The following is an 18,303-nucleotide window of genomic DNA, read 5'->3' as shown; positions in this document are numbered from 1 at the left end:
GCGCGTGTTCCTCATCGGCGATCGCGTCATCTACAGCGCCAGCGACCTCGCCGCGGCAGCGTCGTGCGAATTCGGACTGCTCCGCCGACTCGACGGCCTCACCGGTCTGATCCCGCGGGCAACCGCCGCGCCCGATCCGATGCTCGACCGCACCTCGGCACTCGGATTCGAGCACGAACGCCGTCAGCTCGAGACATTCCAACAGCGATTCCCCGACGGCGTTCTGACGATGGACCGACCGGGACGAACGGCACAGGAACTGGCCGACGCGGCCTGGGGGACGTTCACCGCCCTCACCTCCCGCACACCCGTGGTCTATCAGGCCACCTTCTTCGACGGCCGATTTCTCGGTTTCTGCGACTTCCTGGTGGCCGAGGGCGCTCGGTACGCCGTGTACGACACGAAGCTGTCGCGGCATGCGAAGGTCCCGGCACTACTGCAGTTGGCGGCCTACGCGGACGCGCTGCGGTCCGGCGGTATCACTCCGAGCGATGAGGTACACCTGATGCTCGGCGACGGCAGCGACTCCGCGCACTCGCTCGCCGAGATCCTTCCGGTCTACCGGCAGTCCAGGGAACACCTGCAACACATACTCGACGAGCACCACGCCGAGGGCACCGTCGTCGACTGGTTCGACTCGCGCTACTCCGGCTGCGGGCAGTGCGAGGCATGCACGGTCGAGGTGGAACAGCACCGCGACCTGGTTCTCGTCGCAGGCATGCGCGGAAGTACTCGGGACAAACTGCTCGACGCCGGTATATCGACGGTCGACGAACTCGCCGCGTCGACCGGGAGCGTGGACGGCATGTCGACTCGCACGGTGACGAATCTGCGAGCCCAGGCCGCGCTGCAGGTTCGCCAGGAACACAGCGGCGACTCCGAGTTCGAGATCTTCGACGCCGATGCGCTCGGTGTGATCCCCGAGCCCGATCCGGGCGACATCTTCTTCGACTTCGAGGGCGACCCGCTGTGGGCCGAGGCGGGCAGCACCGAATGGGGGCTCGAGTACCTGTTCGGCGTCTACACCGCCGACGGCGACTTCCTCCCGTTCTGGGCGCACGATCGCGCGCAGGAACGCCGCGCCCTGATCGACTTCCTCGACTACGTGACCACCCGTCGCGCCACCCACCCGAACATGCACGTCTACCACTACGCGCCGTACGAGAAGACCGCGCTGCTGCGCCTCGCCGGACGCTACGGCGTCGGTGAGGACGCGGTCGACGACCTACTGCGGGAGAACGTTCTGGTGGACCTCTATCCGATCGTGCGATCTGCGGTACGCATCGGAGCCAGGTCCTACAGCATCAAGAAGCTCGAACCCCTGTACATGCCCGCCGCCCGCGACGGAGACGTCACCGATGCGGCCGCGTCGATCGTCGAATACGCGAACTGGTGCGATCTACGAGATCAGGGCAAGGACGCCGAGGCTGCTGCGTTGCTCGCCGATATCGCCGAGTACAACCGCACCGACTGCGAATCGACACTGCGACTGCGGGATTGGTTGCTGGGGCGCGCGTCGGATGCCGGTGTGCACCCGCGCGCGCCGCAGCACCTCGAGCTAGAGGACGGTGCCGTCGACACCGCGAGTCCGTTGGAGCTCGAACTGGCCGACTACGCCGGTCTGCCGTGGGAGCGGACCTCGACGCAACAGGCCGTCGCACTGTTCGCCGGTTCCATCGGATATCACCGACGCGAACGAAAGCCGTTCTGGTGGGCGCACTTCGATCGCCTGACCCACCCACTGGACGAGTGGGCCGACGCGGCCGACGTGCTGAAGGTCGAGCGCGCCGAACTGGTGCACGACTGGATGAAAACTGCACCGAAGCAACGGGTTCTACGACGGCAACTCAAGCTGCTGGGGCACCTGACGGGCGGCGTTCTGTCGAGCTCGAAGGTCAAGCTGCTCTACGACGACCCGGCCCCGGAGGGGCTGCCGAAGCAGCAGCCGACCCATCGCGCGACCACCACGGTCGAGATCGTGCAGGCGGGCTACGAGGGCACCCTCGACATGGTGGTGGTGCAGGAGAACCTACGCAAGGGAGTGGACGAGTACCCCGATTTCCCCATCGCCACCGCACCCGAACCGCCCCCGGCGACCAAGTATCTGGAGCAGGCGATCGTTGCCGTCGCCGCCGAGGTCAACGCCGCCCTGCCGCACCTTCCGCGCACGGCCGTCGCCGATCTGCTGACGCTCTCGCCGCCCCGAACCCGTTCCGGCGCCGGCCTTCCCGAGGTGCATGCCGGTGACTACGCGACGGCCGTCACGGCAGCGCTGCTCGATCTCGATCACTCCTACGTTGCCGTGCAGGGGCCGCCCGGGACCGGGAAGACGTACACCGCCGCACGGGTGATCGCCGAGTTGGTCGATGTCCATCACTGGCGGGTCGGCGTGGTGGGCCAGTCGCATCACGTGGTGAACAATCTGCTGGACACCATCGTGGCGGCAGGCGTCGACCCGGGCCGGGTGGGCAAGAAGGCACCGACAGCCCATACCGTCGTGGACCCGGCGGAGTACTCCCGCTTCGTCACCGAGGCCGAGGGCGGCTGCGTCATCGGCGGTACCGCCTGGGACTTCTCCAACCCCGGCCGCATCCCGCCCGAGTCGCTCGATCTCCTGGTCATCGACGAGGCCGGGCAATTCTCGTTGGCCAACACCATCGCCGTCTCGGTGTCTGCACGTAACCTGCTGTTGCTCGGCGACCCGGCGCAGCTGCCGCAGGTCAGCCAGGGCACCCACCCCGAACCCGTGGACGAGTCGGCTCTGGGTTGGATCACGAATGGACACCCGACGCTGCCCGCCGACCGCGGGTACTTCCTGGCCACGACGTGGCGGATGCATCCCGATCTGTGCGCGCCGGTCTCGGCGCTGTCCTACGAGGGCAAACTCGAGTCCAACAGTGCTGTGACACAGGCCCGTTCGCTGGAGTCGCTTGCACCGGGACTGCACACCGTCTACCTCGACCACCACGGCAATTCCACCGACTCGGTGGAAGAAGCCGACGAGATCGTCGCCCGCGTGCAGGATCTGCTCGGTCGGCAATGGCGCGACCCGCAGTCCTTCGAGGGTGCGCGGCCCATCCACCAGGGCGACTTCCTGGTCGTCGCGGCCTACAACGCGCAGGTAGCCGTCATCACCGAGCGACTCGCGGCCGCCGGACTCGACGAGGTCGCGGTGGGCACCGTGGACAAGTTCCAGGGAGGACAGGCACCGGTGGTGTTGATCTCGATGGCCGCGTCGGCGATCGAGGACGTTCCGCGGGGCATGGGCTTCCTGTTGTCCCGCAACAGACTCAACGTCGCCGTCTCGCGTGGCCAATGGGCCGCGATACTGATCCGGTCGCGGGCACTGACCCGGTACCTGCCGTCGACCCCGGCCGGACTGGTCACTCTCGGCACCTTCATGAGCCTGTGCCAGAACGGAATTCAGCCGAACGCCATGCCCTCACCACGATAAGTGGGGACTGCCTCGACGGACCCGTCGGCGTGCACCAGATGCAGGGTGTCGAATCGCTCGCACAGCTCGCCCGCCTTGGCATGCCGGAACCAGACGCGATCACCGATCCGGATCTCCTCTGCTCCGCTCACCGGAGTCTGCACCTCGCCTGCACCCTCGTTGCGCAGCAACCGCAGACCGGACGCCACCACTGCACTGGCCTTTCTCGACCACGCGACCGGCCGCGGGGACCTCGACGCCGACGCCGGACCCGACGCGATGTAGCCACCACCGAACAACGTGGCGATCTGCGGCGTCGGCTTGCGCACCGCGGGCAGCGCGAAGAACAGCGAAGGCTCGGCCGAGAACGCGCGATACCGATCGAACAGCGTCGGCGCGAACAAGCCCGAACCCGCGGTCACCTCGGTGACGACCGGATCGGCCGCCGAGAAGTCGATCGACCCGGTACCGCCACTGTTGACGATCTCGATCCGACCCACTGCCGCAGTCACGGCCTCGACCACTGCCGTTCTGCGCGTGGAGATCTCGCGGGACGACAGCGACTTCATCCATTCCACCGCAAGATTGGAATCGGGCACACCGGCAATCTGCGCCTCGTAGAACATCAGACCGACCACCCGGAACCCACGCGCCTGCGCCGCCCGCGCGAAGGCGGCGACCTGCTCGGGTTCGCGCAACGGCGAACGTCTGACACCGATGTGCACCGGCCCGATCCGTAGCGAGGCATCGACGTCGATACAGATACGCGGCTTGAGAAGATCACTGTCGGTGGCGTCGCGCACGATGTCGAGTTGTGCGACGTCGTCGACCATCAGCGTGATGCGTCCCGACAGAACACGATCGTTGACGACCTGGGCGAGGGCGGTGCGATCGACCGTCGGGTACCCCATCAGGATGTCCTCCACGCCGTGGCGCGCCAACCAGATCGCCTCACGCAGGGAGTAGGCCATGACGCCGTTCACCCCGTCGGCCGCGAGCACCCGATCCAGCACGGCCCGGCACCGAACCGACTTGCTCGCGATCCTGATCGGCACCCCGCCCGCCCGTGCTCGCAGCGCCGCAGCATTGGCATAGAGGGCAGCGGAATCGACTGCAGCCAAAGGCGATTCGAGCCCCTCGGTGGCAGCGGCGATACGGGACAGTGGTGTCGTGTCGGTGGTTGCGACACCGGCGATCGAACTCATGCGGCGTATTCCTTCGTCGTCGTTGCCAGGCCTACACAGTCAAACACTCCGCAGCCCAGAAGTCCCAGCGAGCATCGGCCACGCCGGTCCTCAGCAGTCCATGGCCTTGCCCGCGATCAGCCCCGACAGGTCGTCGATCTGCGCCAGCACCTCGAGATCGTCGCCGTCGACCAACCACCGCAGCACCAGCCCGTCGAGGGTGGCCATTCCGAAACGCGCGATCGACGCCACCGGCTCGAGCCAGCGCGTCCCGGTGTGAGCGGAACACTTCTCGAAGAACAACCGGGCCTCGGAGTCTCGGATTCGATACTGCCCACTGGCGATCTCGGCGGCCGTGGCGGACCCGAGTGCGCGATGACGCAGCAGATAGGTCTTGATCTCGTAGGCGAGCAACTGCCGATCCGGCGACTTCTCGATCAGCAACCACACCGCGCTCAGACCGCCGTGCACCAGCTCTCGCAGACCACGGACGCCCGGGAGTTCGCGCGTGCCCACGGCACTGTCCAACGCGGCGTGCAGAATCTCGGTGACGTCGACGATGAGGTGCTCGCCCATCGCGATCACCAGATCCTGCTTGGTCTCGAAGTGGTACTGCACGATGCCCTTGGTGACCTCCGCATGCTCCGAGAGAGCGCGCACGGTCAGGGACTCGATGCCGACCCGCTCGGCGACATCGATCGCAGACTGCACCAGTTGTGCGCGTCGCACATCAGCGGGCAGCCTCGATTGCATGACCCGATCCTAGGGCGCGGGCGAGTTCTGTGCCTCGGATTGCCCCAGGGGGAACGACCCTGAGGTACCGGGAGTGGAGCCTGCGGAACGACCTCGAGGTGTGCGCAGTGCAATAGTGATCGGATGAGCGCGCGGTCGTGGCAGAACTGGGCAGGTAATCAGCATGCTTTTCCGGCGAAGCGCGCCGAGCCCAGGTCGGTGGACGAGCTGCGCGCCGTGCTGGCGGGTGCCGTCGCACGATCGCGCACGGTGCGGTGCGTCGGGGCCGGCCATTCCTTCACTCCGATCGCAGTCACCGACGGCGTCCAGATCGGTCTGGATTCGCTGCGCGGCATCGAATCCGTTGTGCGCAGCGCCGACGGTTCTGCCCGGGTGACGGTGCTCGCGGGCACCCGGCTGCGCGAGCTGACCGCGTGGTTGTGGGATCTCGGCCTGGCCATGACCAACCTCGGCGACATCGACGAACAGTCCGTCGCCGGAGCCATCTCCACGGGTACTCACGGAACGGGAGGACGTTTCGGCGGCATCGCCACCCAGGTGCATGCGCTGGAGCTGATGGCCGCGGACGGCGAACTCGTGCAGTGCTCTCGCGCGGAGAACACAGAACTGTTCGACGCCGCCCGCATCGATCTCGGCGCACTCGGCGTCATCACCCGAGTCACGCTCGAGTGCGTTCCGGCCTTCGCCCTACGGGCCGTGGAGGAGCCGTCGACGTTGCGGGCCACCATGGCCGATCTCGATGCGACCGTCGCAGGCGTCGACCACTTCGAGTTCTACTGGTTTCCGCACACCGACCGCGTGCTGACCAAACGCAACACTCGGCTACCCGGCGATGCGGTGCTGAAGCCGCTGGGAAAGGTGCGCTCGTACATCGACGACGAGCTGTTGTCCAACACGGTCTTCGAGGGTCTCAACCGCATGGTGACGCGAATGCCGGCCCTGATTCCCAGGGTCAACGCGATCTCGGCCCGAGCGTTGTCGGCTCGCGAGCACACCGACCGCTCGTATCGGGTGTTCGCATCCTCACGCACCGTCAGGTTCGTCGAGATGGAATACGCGGTGCCGGTCACCGAGATCGGCTGGGTGCTGCGCGAGGTGAACAGCTGGCTCGAGCGGTCTTCGACATCCATCGCGTTCCCTGTCGAAGTGCGCTTCGCCGCGGCCGACGACATCTGGCTCTCCACCGCGTACGGACGCCCGACGGCCTACATCGCCGTGCACCAGTACCATCGCCGCGATCACCGCGAATACTTCGACGCCGTCGAGGCCATCTGCCGCAGCGTCGACGGGCGACCGCACTGGGGCAAACTGCACTCCCTCGGCGGTGACGAGCTGCGTGATACCTACGAACACTTCGACGACTTCCTGCGCATCCGCGATTCGATGGACCCGGGAAAGTTGTTCGGCAGCGAGTACCTCGAGCGCCTGCTGTGGTGAGCGGAAACTCGTAGCAGGCTACGAAGTACCGCTCACCACCGATTCGCTTACATTGGAGCGAGTGAGCACAGGAAAACGCGCGCTGTCCGGCATCATCGCGGCCGGAGTCGTCCTCGGTGTCGGTGAATTGATCGCCGTCCCCATCGGACCCAACTCGTCACCACTGACCGCCGTCGGGTCCTCGGCCGTCGACAACAGTCCGGCCCCGATCCGTGAATGGGCCATCGACACGTTCGGCATCTCCGACAAGCTCGCCCTGTTCGTCGGCATGGCGGTGGTGATCGGAGCGATCGCCGCAGCGGCCGGAATCGCCCGCAAGCCGATCGGTGCGGTGGTGTTCGCCGCACTGGGCGTTGTGGGCGTACTCGCGGCAGTGACTCGACCCGACGCGACGGCCTTCTACGCAGTCCCGACCATCGGCGGCGTCGCCGTGGGCATAGTCGTGCTGCACGCCCTCATCGGTGCCGCCGCCCCTGCGACCGAGGGCATGAACCGACGCAGCTTCCTCACCCTCGCCGCCGGTGCCGCGGTCCTCGGTGTGGTCGCCGGAACAGCCGGACGGATGCTGACCTCGGCTCGGGCAGTCACCGCCGATCGACTCGGCTTCATGCTCCCGACACCCACTCCCCAACCGCCGATCCCGGACGGGGCCGACCTGAAGATCGACGGCCTCGCGTCGTACATCACCCCGAACGACGACTTCTACCGCATCGACACCGCACTGGTCGTGCCGCGGGTGGCGTCGGATACGTGGTCGTTGCGGATCCACGGCATGGTGGACCGCGAGATCGAGCTGACGTTCGCCGACCTCGCCGAGCGCCAGGCGGTGGAGAAGACGGTCACCCTGACCTGTGTGTCCAACATCGTCGGCGGCGATCTCGTGGGCAACGCAACGTGGATCGGCTACCCGCTCAAGGACATTCTCGAAGAAGCAGGCATCTCCCCCGACGCCGACATGGCGCTGTCGTCGAGCAGTGACGCCTTCACCGCGGGCACTCCCCTCGAGGTTCTGCTCGACGGCCGCGACGCCCTGCTGGCGGTCGGCATGAACGGTGCACCACTGCCCGTCGAACACGGCTACCCGGCGCGACTCGTCGTCCCCGGTCTGTACGGATACGTCTCGGCGACCAAGTGGGTCACCGACATCGAGATCACCCGATTCGACCGCGCGACGGCATATTGGACCGACCGCGGGTGGGGCGCACTCGGACCGATCAAGACGGCCTCCCGGATCGACACTCCACGATCGGGCAGTTCCGTGCCCGCCGGGCGGACCGTGATCGCGGGCGTCGCCTGGGACCAGCACACCGGTATCGACGCCGTGGAAGTGCAAGTGGACGAAGGCAACTGGGTGCCGACAACCCTGTCGGAGGAGTACTCCAAGGACACCTGGCGGCAATGGACTGTAGAACTCGACCTACCCGCAGGCCAACACTCGATCCGAGCGCGCGCCACCAACTCCGCAGGCGAGCTACAGACCAACCAGACCGCCGACACCGTTCCCGACGGTGCCACCGGCTACCCGAAGATCTCGGTGACGGCGAGCTGATCTACCGCTTCACGAAGCTCGCGCGGATCGAGTTCTCGGCCAACTGCTTTCGCTCGGCCCCGGTGAGACCCACTCCCGCTTCGAGGGCCGAGAAGTTGTCGTCGACGTAGCCACCGAAATAGGCGGGATCGTCCGAGTTGATCGACACGAGAAGTCCGCGCTCGAGCATCTGCCGCAGCGGTAGCTGCCCGACATTGTCGATCACCTTGAGCCGGACGTTGGACAGCGGGCACACGGTGAGCGGAATCTGTTCCTCGACAAGTCGATTCACCAGTGCCTCGTCTTCGAGGCACCGCACACCGTGGTCGATGCGCTCAACCTTCAGCAGATCGAGTGCCTGCCAGATGTAATCCGGCGGCCCCTCTTCGCCGGCGTGGGCGACGACGTGCAATCCCTCGGCGCGCGCCTTGGCGAACACGTCCACGAACAGCGACGGCGGATAGCCCACCTCGGCGGAATCGAGACCGAGACCGATGATAGGAGCCTGCATGGCCAACAGATCGTCCAGCAGTTGGTTGGCGTGCAGCACCGGCTTGTCGCGCAGGATCGACGCGATCAACCCACTGGTGACGCCGAACTCGCGCTCGCTGGAGGCGCAGGCGTCGGCCAATCCGTCGACGACGGCCTCGAGGGGGACACCGCGCTCGGTGTGCGCCTGCGGATCGAAGAAGATCTCCGCGTGCGTCACCCCGGCCTGCGCCGTGCGGCGGAAGTAGGCCCGGGCGAGGTCGGCGAAATCCTCGGCAGTGCGCAGCACGGCCATGTTCGCGTAGTACAGATCCAGGAACGACTGCAGGTCGGTGAACTCGTACTTCGCGCGCAGTTCGTCGATGTCGTTGTACGGCAACGACAATCCGTTGCGCTCGGCAAGCTCGAATATCAGCGGAGGTTCGAGTGACCCCTCGATGTGCAGGTGCAGTTCGGCCAGTTGTTCAGTACTCACTCACCTCACGGTACGGGTGCCGAAAACCGGTACTGCGTCCACTGTGCTCCGAACGATTCGGAAATCGGCCGGACGGCCACGTTGACCGAATTGACGATCTCGGTCAAAATGGCCTCATGAGCGGCGAAGAGATTCGGGACGAAGCCACCGAGTACGTGGTGGCGCGAGCCGACTCGCAGATCCACGCGTGGGTTACCGGCCCGGCGGAAGGCCCGCTCGTCGCCCTCAGTCACGGTGCATCTATGGATCATCGAATGTTCGATCAGCAGCTCGGTCCGCTCGTCGCCGCCGGGTACCGGGTACTGACCTGGGACATCCGTGGCCACGGCCGGTCACAGCCCATCGGCCGAGTTCCGATCGACGTGACCGACATGACCGACGACCTCCTCGCGATCGTGGACCACTTGGGCGTCTGCGGTCCGATCTGCGTCGGCGGGCAGTCGTTGGGGGGATACATCGCTCAGGAAATGCTGCGCCGCGAACCGAGAGAGGTGGCGGCCGTGGTGATCGTCGGATCGACGTGCACCACGATGCCGATCGCGTGGTGGGAGAGGTGGGCGCTGCGGTCATCACCGTGGTGGTTCGTGCCCTGGCCCTGGCCGCACCTGAAGCGGACGATCGCTGCGTCGACCGCGCTGCGGCCGGAGGTCCGCGCGTATGCCGAGAATGCGATCGGCACGATGTCGAAGAAGGATTTCGTCGACATCTGGCGAGGAGTGGCCGGATCGATGCGACCCGATTCCGAGTACCGGATCGACGTGCCGCTGCTGTTGACGCACGGCGACCAGGACCACACGGGGAACATCGCCCGAACAGCGCCGGCATGGGCAGCACGAGACCCACACTGCCTATACGAGGTGATCCCGCAGGCCTCGCACAACGCGAACCAGGACAATCCCGAGCACTTCAACCGGGTCCTGCTCGATTTCCTTGCCGAGCACTACCCGGTGGGAAAAATATGAGCGAGCGGCGACTTCGGTTGTACGCCGCTGCGGCCGAGCTGTTCACCCGGCACGGCTTCAGCAAGACCAGCATCGAAGACATCACTCGTTCTGCAGGGGTGTCCAAAGGCTCTCTCTACCTGGAGTTCCGCGGCAAGGAGGAACTGTTCGAGGCGCTGGTACGCCACGAGTTCCGGGCCTATCTGGCGGATGCGAACGAGCGGATCGCCGCCGACCCCGAGGGCGGTCGACTCTCGCGGATCTACCACCATTGCATCGAAGCGCTACTGCACCGCGACTTCATCCGCGCGCTCTACACCCGGGACGAACGGGTATTGGCCGGCATTCTGCGGCAACGAGGTTCGCAGCGGTACCGGCCGCGAGTACTACTCGGGGCGGAGTTCATCGACCGGATGCAGCAGGCAGGGCTCATCCGCCCGGATACCGCCCCCGAGTCACTGAGCCACACCTTGAGTCTGCTCACGGTCGGGCCCCTTCTGGCAGAACCGATACTCCGAGCCGACGATTCACCGACACTCCCCGAGACCTTCGCCGCACTCGCCTCGATGATCGTCACCGTCTTCGAGATCCCCGGAAGCGATGTCGTGGAGGGAAAACGCGCCTTCGCCGACCTCACCCGCGAGATGGACGGAGTCCTCGGCGATCAGCGCCCCGAGTAGGTCGCCTTCCCCGGACCGACCTCGAGGAAGCTCTTCACCGCACCCCGCAGATCCTCGGTCTCGAACAGTGCGCCGGAGACCTCCGAGGTGATCTCGTCCGCATGGGCCACACCGCCCGAACGCCACGCTGCCACAATCTGTTTCGTTGCCGCGTGCGCGACGGTGGGGCCGTCGGCCAGACGATGTGCCAGAGCGAGCGCCGCGGCATCGACGTCGTCATGGATCTGATTGACCACGCCCCACTCCTTCAGCGTCTGCGCGTCGTACAGGTCACCGGTCATGACGAGCTCCCGAGCCCGACCCGAACCGGCCCGCTCGGCGAGACGCTGCGGGCCACCCATCGACGGCGTCAACCCGACGACGGTCTCGACCAGACCGAACTTGGCCTTGGGACCGGCAAGAATGATGTCGCACGCCAGCGAGATCTCGAATGCCGCGGTGAGCGTCAGACCGTGCGCGGCGTAGATCACCGGGCAGGGCAGCGCCTCGAGCGGATGGGCGATCTGCGCGAACAGACCACGCCACAGATCAGCACCCTGCGCGGCCGACAGGCCCTCGAAGACATGCACGTCGACGCCGGCGGAGTTCACCTTGCCCTCGGCGCGCAGCAATACCGCCCGCGGAGGGCGCGCGACGAGATCGGCGACATCAGCGGCCACCGCGTCGAACATGGCCTGATCGAAGAGGTTGAGCGGGCCGTGATCGAAGGTGAGGACGGCGACCTCGGCGCCTGCCGCGGTGGTGGTACGAACGAGCGAAGTGGGTGCGTCAGCCATGGTTCGCATAGTGCCACACCGGTCCCTGGCGGTTGTTACCAACGAGTATTGTGCCCAGGTAACTCACCGTTACCGAGAGGAACAGATACATGAAGCGCAGCCTGTTCGAGGCCGATCACGAGGACTTCCGTGCGTCGGTGCGCGAGTTCGTCACCCGTACCATCACACCGGTCGAGGAGAAGCTCGTCGAACAGCGGTACATCGACCGCGAGATCTGGCTCGAAGCAGGACGCAACGGCTTCCTCGGACTGGAAGTGCCCGAGGAGTACGGAGGCAGCGGAGCCGACGACTACCGATTCAACGCCGTCCTCGCCGAGGAACTCGCCCGCTCGAGTGCCGCGGTGGCGTCGTGCTTCGGTATTCACGTCGACATCGTCGCGCCCTACCTGGTCAAGCTCACCACCGAGGAGCAGAAAAAGCGCTGGCTGCCCGGCTTCTGCAGCGGCGAGATCCTCACCGCGATCGCGATGACCGAACCGTCCGGCGGCTCCGACCTGGCCGCGCTGAAGACCACCGCCGTCAAGGACGGCGACGACTTCATCATCAACGGCTCGAAGACCTTCATCACCAACGGCAATTCTGCAGACCTCGTCATCGTCGCGACACGCACGACGCCGGAGAAGAAGGCCAAGGGCATCACGCTCTTCGCCGTCGAGAACGGCACCGAGGGATTCTCCCGCGGCCGCAAGCTCGACAAGGTCGGCCAGCCCGAATCCGACACGGCCGAACTGTTCTTCGAGAACGTGCGCGTGCCGAGCTCGAACATGATCGGTGAATTCGACGGCGGCTTCATCCACATGATGCAGCTACTCCCCCAGGAACGGATCAGCTGCTCGGTGGCCAACCTCGGACACGTTCGCCCCATCCTCGAAGAGACGCTGCAATACGCCAAGGATCGCAAGGCATTCGGCCAGCAGATCGGCTCACTGCAGTGGAACAAGTTCCTGCTCGCCGAACTTGTCACGAAACTGGATGTGGCACAGGCGTACATCGACAACTGCATCGCCGCGCACGGCATCGGTGAACTGACGGCCATCGACGCCGCCAAGGCGAAGTGGTGGAGCTCGCAGGTGCAGAACGAAATCCTCGACCACTGCGTCCAGCTGCACGGCGGCTACGGATTCATGAACGAATACCGCGCCGCTCGGGCATGGAAAGACGCTCGCGTGACCAAGATCTGGGCCGGATCGAACGAAATCATGAAGGAACTGATCGGCCGCGATCTGGGCCTGTAGAGCGGCTTCGCCTCATGTGAGCGGAACTTCGTAGTGGGCTACGAAGTTCCGCTCACATGGGCTACTCGAACGCAGGCCGAGCGTAGAAGCAGACCGCAATCATGCCGACGATCAACACGGCAGCGGGCAGAATCAGGGACTGCGCCATTGCGGTGGTGAAGCCGTCACGCAGCATCTCGGGCACTCGGCCGGCGAATTCGTTTGCCTCCGAGGCCGATCCACCGGTAGGTAGTTCGGCGGCCAAGCGCGATTGGATGAGCGCGCCGATGCCCGCACTTCCGAGCACGGAGCCGATCATGCGGGTGGTGTTGTAGATGCCCGAACCCGCGCCGGCCTGGCTCATCGGCAGATTGCGCGTCGCCGTGGCGGCCAGCGGTGACCAGATCAACGCATTCGCCACACCCATCGCCGCGACGGGGAGCAGCAACTTCCAGATCGCGGTGGTGGGTGTCATCTCGTAGGCGAACCACAGCAGCGACGCGGCCAGAATGAACAGTCCCGAACCGGCGATGTAGCGGGGATGGGTCCTGTCGACGAACCTGCCGACATTGGGTGCAAGAATGCCGGTCAGCAGGGCCATCGGCACGAACAGCAAAGCCGAACGGGTCGGGGTGAGCCCGGTGACGCTCTGTGCGTAGAACATGATCGGCAGCATCATGCCGGACATCGCGAAACCCATTGCGGCGATGCCGATGTTGGAGAGCGAGAAGTTACGATCACGGAAGAGCGCCAACGGAACCAGCGGTTCGCGCTTGTTCACCGCCTGCCAGTAGACGAACCCGGCGAAGACGAGCAGTCCGACGCCGATGAGGATCCAGATACCCGTCCCCCAGTCGTACTTCTGGCCCTCCTGGATGCCGAACACGATGCAGAACAGTCCGATTGCGCTCAGTGCGACACCGAGGAGATCGAACTTGTGGTCGTTCGTGGGCAGAACAGGAACGAACTTCAGCGCCAACGCAATTGCGACGACGCCGACCGGCAGATTGATGAAGAAGATCCACTCCCAGCCGAGGGAGTCGACCAGGACGCCGCCGAGGATCGGGCCGACGAGTGTCGCCACGCCTGCGACCGCACCCCACGCCCCCATGGCCGTTCCGCGCTTCTCGGCGGGGAACACCCGAGTGATCACGGCCATCGTCTGCGGGGTGATCATCGCAGCACCGATGCCCTGGACTGCACGAGCCGCGATGAGCATCTCGATGGACCCGGAGAGGCCACACCATGCCGACGCGAGTGTGAACAGGACGAGGCCGGCGATGTAGAGGTTTCTGGGACCGAACTTGTCACCGAGACGCCCGGTGACGAGCAGCGGCACCGCATAGGCCAGCAGATACGCACTGGTCACCCAGATGACGTTGTTGATGTCGGTGTTCAGGCCCGCGAGGATGGCCGGCTGAGCGACGGCCACGATGGTGGTGTCGACCAGAATCATGAAGAAACCGAGGCACAGCGCCCACAGGGCGGGCCAGGGTTTGATCTCTCGTTGCGGCGGAGCGGTCTCGACGACGTTCATGTGCTCTCCTGGTTCCGATCCGTCAGCGTCGTGTGCTGTGCGGAGATGTCGTGCGGCCACGGGAGATCGCCGCTGTCGATACGTTCGATGTATCGGGTCAACCAGCTCACCTCCGCGGACTGCATATGGTGGAGGTAATCGATTCCGGCCCAATAGATTTCGGAGACCTTCCGGTCCTCGGCAAGCTGCTGGTAGCCGGCCAGCTCCGCGATCTCCTCGGCCAGGTCCTCGATGCGGCCGCGCAGATGGGCGACAGCCTCGGACGCCGACAGGTTGTGCATCTCGGACAGACCGAGCACGAATTGCGGATACTCGCGCACCGGAGTTCGAAGAATCTCCGCAAGTCGATCGGTGAGCACTCGACGTCCAGCGGGCGTGATCTCGTAGGTCGTGCGTTCCGGACGGTTGCCACCGCGGTCCGTACCCACTTCGGTGACCAGCTCACGCTCGTGCAGCCTGGTCACCGCGTGATAGAGCGATCCGGGGCGGATCTTGACGATGCGATCCTCTTTGCGCGACAACAGAAGTTGATACATCTCGTAGGGATGCATCGGACCTTCCGACAGCAAGGCGAGCACCGATACGCCAAGGGGATTGACCGCTCCATCCCGCATCGGCGTACACCCTCCAGTTCGATACTCCGCTCGAATTATTCCGACTGGAATATATGGGTCCCGGCGAGTGCAAAGCAACCCGGACAATCCTCCGACCTGCGGATCTATCGGACATACAACGCACACAGGGCACCGACCGAGGTCGATGCCCTGAAAAACAGACGAAGGCCGGATACTCGGAATTTCTTCCGTGTATCCGGCCTTGTCACCGAGTTTCTGGTGAAACTTACTTCGAGAAGTTCACTCCACCAGGAGAAGTCGGGTTACGAAGCTTGAATCAGATGGCGCGGACGCCGGTAGCCTGGGGGCCCTTCTGACCCTGGCCCACCTCGAACTCCACGCGCTGGCCCTCGTCGAGCGACTTGAAGCCGCTACCCTGAATCTCCGAGTAATGAACGAAAACGTCCGGTCCGCCACCATCCTGCTCGATGAAGCCGAAGCCCTTTTCGCCGTTGAACCACTTCACACTGCCCTGCGTCATTCTGTAAACCTTCTGTAAGCGAGCTAGATCTTCACGTCGAAGCTCTAATCTCAAAAGTGAGTCTGCCATCTATCGGCGCTGAGCGAAACACCGGGGGCAAAAAAGTTCGAAAGATTGCTTTGGGACGGTGAAACCGAAACGCCGCCCAGCGCCTCTGTGGCTAGGGTTCAGACGTGGATTTTCCCCTTCTCGATGCCGGCCCGTTCGATTCCCACCGACTCGACATCGTCCGCCTGGCCTGGTGTCGCCGGTTGCAGCTGGACGATCGCGCCCTCGACACCGACGCCGACCGCGTCGAACATGTCGGTGCCACCGAGGACATCACCGTACTGCGACTGGCCGAGACCACCGTGATCGTCGGTCCGTCCTGGGCCGTCGAAGCATCACGCGCGATCGCCGGCCACGCCGGTACCGACCGAACCTGGATCTCGTCGCTGCTGGGCGACCGCTCGGAGCGCTACGAGATCGGCAGTCACACGCTGGCCTACGGCTCGGACATCGGCCACACCATCGACGTACACGACCCGCTGATCTCCCACGATGCGGAACACGCCCGCAACCTCGCCGCGCACTGCAGTGACGCCGACGTCGCCGAAGCATTCGGCGAACCGGTCTCGCGACACTGGTTCACGCTGCTCGGCGACGACCGACCGGCGGACTCGGCGCACTCCCTCGCCTCGGCCGGCTACTCGGAAGAGCAACTGATCCTGGCCGACATGCGGGTCCTGACGGACCCGGACCATCGCCGACGGGGCCACGCCCAGGTGGTCGGCAGGCTGGCAACCAACGACGCCATCGACGACGGCCTGATTCCGCAGTGGCGATCGCGACCCGAGAACGCCAGTGCTCGACGCCTCGCCGCGCGGCTGGGTTATGTGGAGATCGGCGCGTGTCACACCGCCGTACTCCGCGCTGATCGAGGTTGAGTCGGCTCCGAACTGGGTAGCGTCGACAGAACAGTTCGATGCGAGGAGTGATCAACATGGCCGACGATGCCGCCTACGTGAAGCCGGGTAAGGAATTCACGCGCGACACCAACTACATTCCGACGCGGATCACCGCGGACGGGCGGGACGGCTATCCGGTGGAGCCGGGGCGGTACCGACTGATCGCCGCGCGCGCCTGCCCTTGGGCCCATCGGTCCATCATCGTTCGCCGGCTACTCGGGCTGGAAGACGTTCTGTCGCTGGGCATTCCGGGACCGACCCACGACCCGCGCAGCTGGAACTTCCAGGAGGAGCCGGGCGGCGTCGACTCGGTACTGCAGATCCCGAGGTTGCAGGACGCGTACTTCGCCCGCTTCCCGGAGTACGAGCGCGGCATCACCGTCCCCGCCATCGTCGATGTTCCCACCGGCGAGGTCGTCACCAACGACTACCCACAGATCACACTCGACCTGTCCACCGAGTGGACTCAGTACCACCGCGCCGGAGCCCCCGATCTGTACCCCGAGGCGCTGCGCGGCGAGATCGACGAGGTGGCCGATCTCGTGTTCCGAGACGTCAACAACGGCGTCTACCGCTGCGGATTCGCCGGCTCCCAAGAGGCGTACGACAAGGCCTACGATCAACTGTTCGACCGCCTCGACTGGCTCGTCGAACGCCTGTCCACGCAGCGCTATCTCGTTGGGGACCACATCACCGAGGCCGACGTGCGCCTGTTCACCACTCTCGTGCGCTTCGATCCGGTCTACCACGGCCACTTCAAGTGCAACCGCAGCAAGCTCAGCGAGATGCCGGTGCTGTGGAACTACGCACGCGACCTGTTCCAGACCCCCGGATTCGGCGACACCGTCGACTTCGACCACATCAAGCGGCACTACTACGAGGTGCACACCGACATCAATCCGTCGGGCATCGTCCCCAAGGGCCCGGATCTGACCGGATGGCTCGAACCACACGGCCGCGAATCCCTGGGAGGATCGCCCTTCGGCGACGGCACCGCTCCCCCGCCGCCGAAGCCCGACGAACTCGTTCCATCCGATCACTGGGTGCACTGACTCACAACTCTCCAGAAGAAAGAGGACCGATGGCCGGCAAGAAGGACGACGCACAGGTCGAGGTCGGGGGCGGAGGCAAGCTCGAACGCGCGCTGGTCAACATCCTCGACAACGCCAGCCGCCTCCAGGGACCCGCCGTCGACAAATACGTCGCGCACGTGCGTCGAGCACACCCGTACGACACCCCGGCACAGATCATCGAACGCCTCGAGAAGCGATTCCTGCTCGCCGTCACAGGCAGCGGCTCGGCGGTGGGCGGTGCCGCGGCGATCCCGGGCGTCGGGACTGTCGCCTCGCTCGCCGCGGTGGGTGCCGAAACCGCGTTCTTCATCGAGTCCTCGGCGCTGCTGACACTCTCGGTCGCGTCCGTACACGGCATTCCCGTCCAGAACCACCAGCAACGACGTGCCCTGGTGCTGTCGGTTGCTCTTGGCGAATCGGGCATGCAGATCGTGCAACGAACCGTCGGCAAGACGGCCAAGAACTGGGGCCCGCTGATCACCTCCCGCATCCCGGGCGGCTCGATGGCGACCATGAACAAGTCGCTGGTGAAGAAGTTCATCACCAAGTACCTCGCCAAGCGCAGCGCGCTGCTGGTCGGCAAGATGCTCCCCGCCGGAATCGGCGCAGCGATCGGCGGCGCAGGCAACCGAGCGGTCGGCAAGGGTGTCATCAAGAACGCCCGCGACGCATTCGGTCCGCCGCCTGCCCGATTCCCGGAGAACCGCATCATCGAGCCGGACGAATGAGAGCTCGCGGAAT

The 18,303-nt window shown here is 65.3% G+C and carries 16 protein-coding genes; 9 read left to right on the top strand and 7 right to left on the bottom strand.

All coding sequences use genetic code 11. The features are described 5' to 3' along the window. Positions 1–4: 4 nt before the first annotated feature. Entirely contained in the window at positions 5–3,454 is a 3,450-nt protein-coding gene (locus tag AB0366_RS18425) for a TM0106 family RecB-like putative nuclease (protein WP_366245136.1), read from the top strand. Here the strand turns inward: AB0366_RS18425 and AB0366_RS18420 are convergent. Both AB0366_RS18420 and AB0366_RS18415 read right to left on the bottom strand, forming a co-directional pair. Beyond that, the gene (locus AB0366_RS18420) at positions 3,424–4,638 is read right to left on the bottom strand and encodes an alanine racemase (RefSeq protein ID WP_366245135.1); all 1,215 of its coding nucleotides are present in this window, start codon (positions 4,636–4,638) and stop codon (positions 3,424–3,426) included. The genes AB0366_RS18425 and AB0366_RS18420 overlap by 31 nt on opposite strands. Positions 4,639–4,728: 90 nt before the next feature. Then, a complete protein-coding gene (locus AB0366_RS18415; protein WP_121873220.1) occupies positions 4,729–5,370 on the bottom strand; it encodes a helix-turn-helix domain-containing protein in 642 nt (213 codons plus the stop codon). A 123-nt stretch (positions 5,371–5,493) separates the two neighbouring features. Here AB0366_RS18415 and AB0366_RS18410 point away from each other — a divergent pair, with 123 nt between their 5' ends. Both AB0366_RS18410 and AB0366_RS18405 read left to right on the top strand, forming a co-directional pair. Next, a complete protein-coding gene (locus tag AB0366_RS18410; protein ID WP_366245134.1) occupies positions 5,494–6,807 on the top strand; it encodes a D-arabinono-1,4-lactone oxidase in 1,314 nt (437 codons plus the stop codon). Between the two features lie 61 nt (positions 6,808–6,868). Beyond that, entirely contained in the window at positions 6,869–8,356 is a 1,488-nt protein-coding gene (locus AB0366_RS18405) for a molybdopterin-dependent oxidoreductase (RefSeq protein WP_366245133.1), read from the top strand. A gap of 1 nt (position 8,357) precedes the next feature. Here the strand turns inward: AB0366_RS18405 and AB0366_RS18400 are convergent, their stop codons facing one another. Beyond that, complete coding sequence (locus AB0366_RS18400) at positions 8,358–9,299, bottom strand: adenosine deaminase (protein WP_366245132.1); 942 nt, start codon at positions 9,297–9,299, stop codon at positions 8,358–8,360. Between the two features lie 116 nt (positions 9,300–9,415). Here AB0366_RS18400 and AB0366_RS18395 point away from each other — a divergent pair, with 116 nt between their 5' ends. Both AB0366_RS18395 and AB0366_RS18390 read left to right on the top strand, forming a co-directional pair. Next, positions 9,416–10,261 carry an alpha/beta hydrolase gene (locus AB0366_RS18395; protein WP_366245131.1) on the top strand — a complete coding sequence of 282 codons (846 nt, stop codon included), beginning with the start codon at positions 9,416–9,418 and terminating at the stop codon, positions 10,259–10,261. Then, positions 10,258–10,920 (top strand): TetR/AcrR family transcriptional regulator, encoded by a 663-nt coding sequence (locus AB0366_RS18390; RefSeq protein ID WP_366245130.1) that lies wholly within the window; start codon positions 10,258–10,260, stop codon positions 10,918–10,920. Before AB0366_RS18395 ends, AB0366_RS18390 begins: the two co-directional genes overlap by 4 nt. Here the strand turns inward: AB0366_RS18390 and AB0366_RS18385 are convergent. Beyond that, entirely contained in the window at positions 10,905–11,696 is a 792-nt protein-coding gene (locus tag AB0366_RS18385) for an enoyl-CoA hydratase/isomerase family protein (protein WP_366245129.1), read from the bottom strand. The genes AB0366_RS18390 and AB0366_RS18385 overlap by 16 nt on opposite strands. An 89-nt stretch (positions 11,697–11,785) precedes the next feature. On the opposite strand from AB0366_RS18385, the gene AB0366_RS18380 reads away from it, so the two are divergent. Beyond that, complete coding sequence (locus AB0366_RS18380) at positions 11,786–12,931, top strand: acyl-CoA dehydrogenase family protein (RefSeq protein WP_366245128.1); 1,146 nt, start codon at positions 11,786–11,788, stop codon at positions 12,929–12,931. Positions 12,932–12,992: 61 nt separating this feature from the next. On the opposite strand, the gene AB0366_RS18375 is transcribed toward AB0366_RS18380, so the two are convergent. The 3 genes from AB0366_RS18375 to AB0366_RS18365 form a co-directional block, all read right to left on the bottom strand. After that, entirely contained in the window at positions 12,993–14,447 is a 1,455-nt protein-coding gene (locus AB0366_RS18375) for a DHA2 family efflux MFS transporter permease subunit (protein WP_366245127.1), read from the bottom strand. Further along, entirely contained in the window at positions 14,444–15,061 is a 618-nt protein-coding gene (locus AB0366_RS18370; RefSeq protein ID WP_366245126.1) for a PadR family transcriptional regulator, read from the bottom strand. The genes AB0366_RS18375 and AB0366_RS18370 overlap by 4 nt, the downstream gene beginning before the upstream one ends. Positions 15,062–15,338: 277 nt before the next feature. Next, positions 15,339–15,542, bottom strand: coding sequence for a cold-shock protein (locus AB0366_RS18365; RefSeq protein ID WP_008714360.1), 204 nt, complete (start codon positions 15,540–15,542; stop codon positions 15,339–15,341). 173 nt (positions 15,543–15,715) lie between these two features. Between AB0366_RS18365 and AB0366_RS18360 the strand changes: the two genes are divergently transcribed. From AB0366_RS18360 to AB0366_RS18350, 3 genes are read left to right on the top strand one after another with little or no spacing between them, the layout of a single operon-like run. Continuing rightward, positions 15,716–16,468: a GNAT family N-acetyltransferase gene (locus tag AB0366_RS18360; protein ID WP_366245125.1), complete on the top strand. Its 753-nt coding sequence runs from the start codon at positions 15,716–15,718 to the stop codon at positions 16,466–16,468. 56 nt (positions 16,469–16,524) lie between these two features. After that, positions 16,525–17,541, top strand: coding sequence for a glutathione S-transferase C-terminal domain-containing protein (locus AB0366_RS18355; protein WP_366245124.1), 1,017 nt, complete (start codon positions 16,525–16,527; stop codon positions 17,539–17,541). Positions 17,542–17,570: 29 nt separating this feature from the next. Further along, a complete protein-coding gene (locus tag AB0366_RS18350) occupies positions 17,571–18,290 on the top strand; it encodes a hypothetical protein (RefSeq protein ID WP_366245123.1) in 720 nt (239 codons plus the stop codon). Positions 18,291–18,303: the final 13 nt, after the last annotated feature.

Source organism: Rhodococcus sp. NPDC076796 (assembly GCF_040702765.1).
Taxonomy (GTDB): domain Bacteria; phylum Actinomycetota; class Actinomycetes; order Mycobacteriales; family Mycobacteriaceae; genus Rhodococcoides.
Note: the sequence above shows the minus strand (reverse complement) of the source record. Positions and strands in the feature narration are given on the sequence as shown.

Coding starts and splice junctions, on each gene's coding strand:
- AB0366_RS18420 (WP_366245135.1), bottom strand. CDS start 4,638: ATGAGTTCGATCGCCGGTGTCGCAACCACCGACACGACACCACTGTCC.
- AB0366_RS18415 (WP_121873220.1), bottom strand. CDS start 5,370: ATGCAATCGAGGCTGCCCGCTGATGTGCGACGCGCACAACTGGTGCAG.
- AB0366_RS18410 (WP_366245134.1), top strand. CDS start 5,494: ATGAGCGCGCGGTCGTGGCAGAACTGGGCAGGTAATCAGCATGCTTTT.
- AB0366_RS18395 (WP_366245131.1), top strand. CDS start 9,416: ATGAGCGGCGAAGAGATTCGGGACGAAGCCACCGAGTACGTGGTGGCG.
- AB0366_RS18390 (WP_366245130.1), top strand. CDS start 10,258: ATGAGCGAGCGGCGACTTCGGTTGTACGCCGCTGCGGCCGAGCTGTTC.
- AB0366_RS18385 (WP_366245129.1), bottom strand. CDS start 11,696: ATGGCTGACGCACCCACTTCGCTCGTTCGTACCACCACCGCGGCAGGC.
- AB0366_RS18380 (WP_366245128.1), top strand. CDS start 11,786: ATGAAGCGCAGCCTGTTCGAGGCCGATCACGAGGACTTCCGTGCGTCG.
- AB0366_RS18375 (WP_366245127.1), bottom strand. CDS start 14,447: ATGAACGTCGTCGAGACCGCTCCGCCGCAACGAGAGATCAAACCCTGG.
- AB0366_RS18370 (WP_366245126.1), bottom strand. CDS start 15,061: ATGCGGGATGGAGCGGTCAATCCCCTTGGCGTATCGGTGCTCGCCTTG.
- AB0366_RS18365 (WP_008714360.1), bottom strand. CDS start 15,542: ATGACGCAGGGCAGTGTGAAGTGGTTCAACGGCGAAAAGGGCTTCGGC.
- AB0366_RS18355 (WP_366245124.1), top strand. CDS start 16,525: ATGGCCGACGATGCCGCCTACGTGAAGCCGGGTAAGGAATTCACGCGC.
- AB0366_RS18350 (WP_366245123.1), top strand. CDS start 17,571: ATGGCCGGCAAGAAGGACGACGCACAGGTCGAGGTCGGGGGCGGAGGC.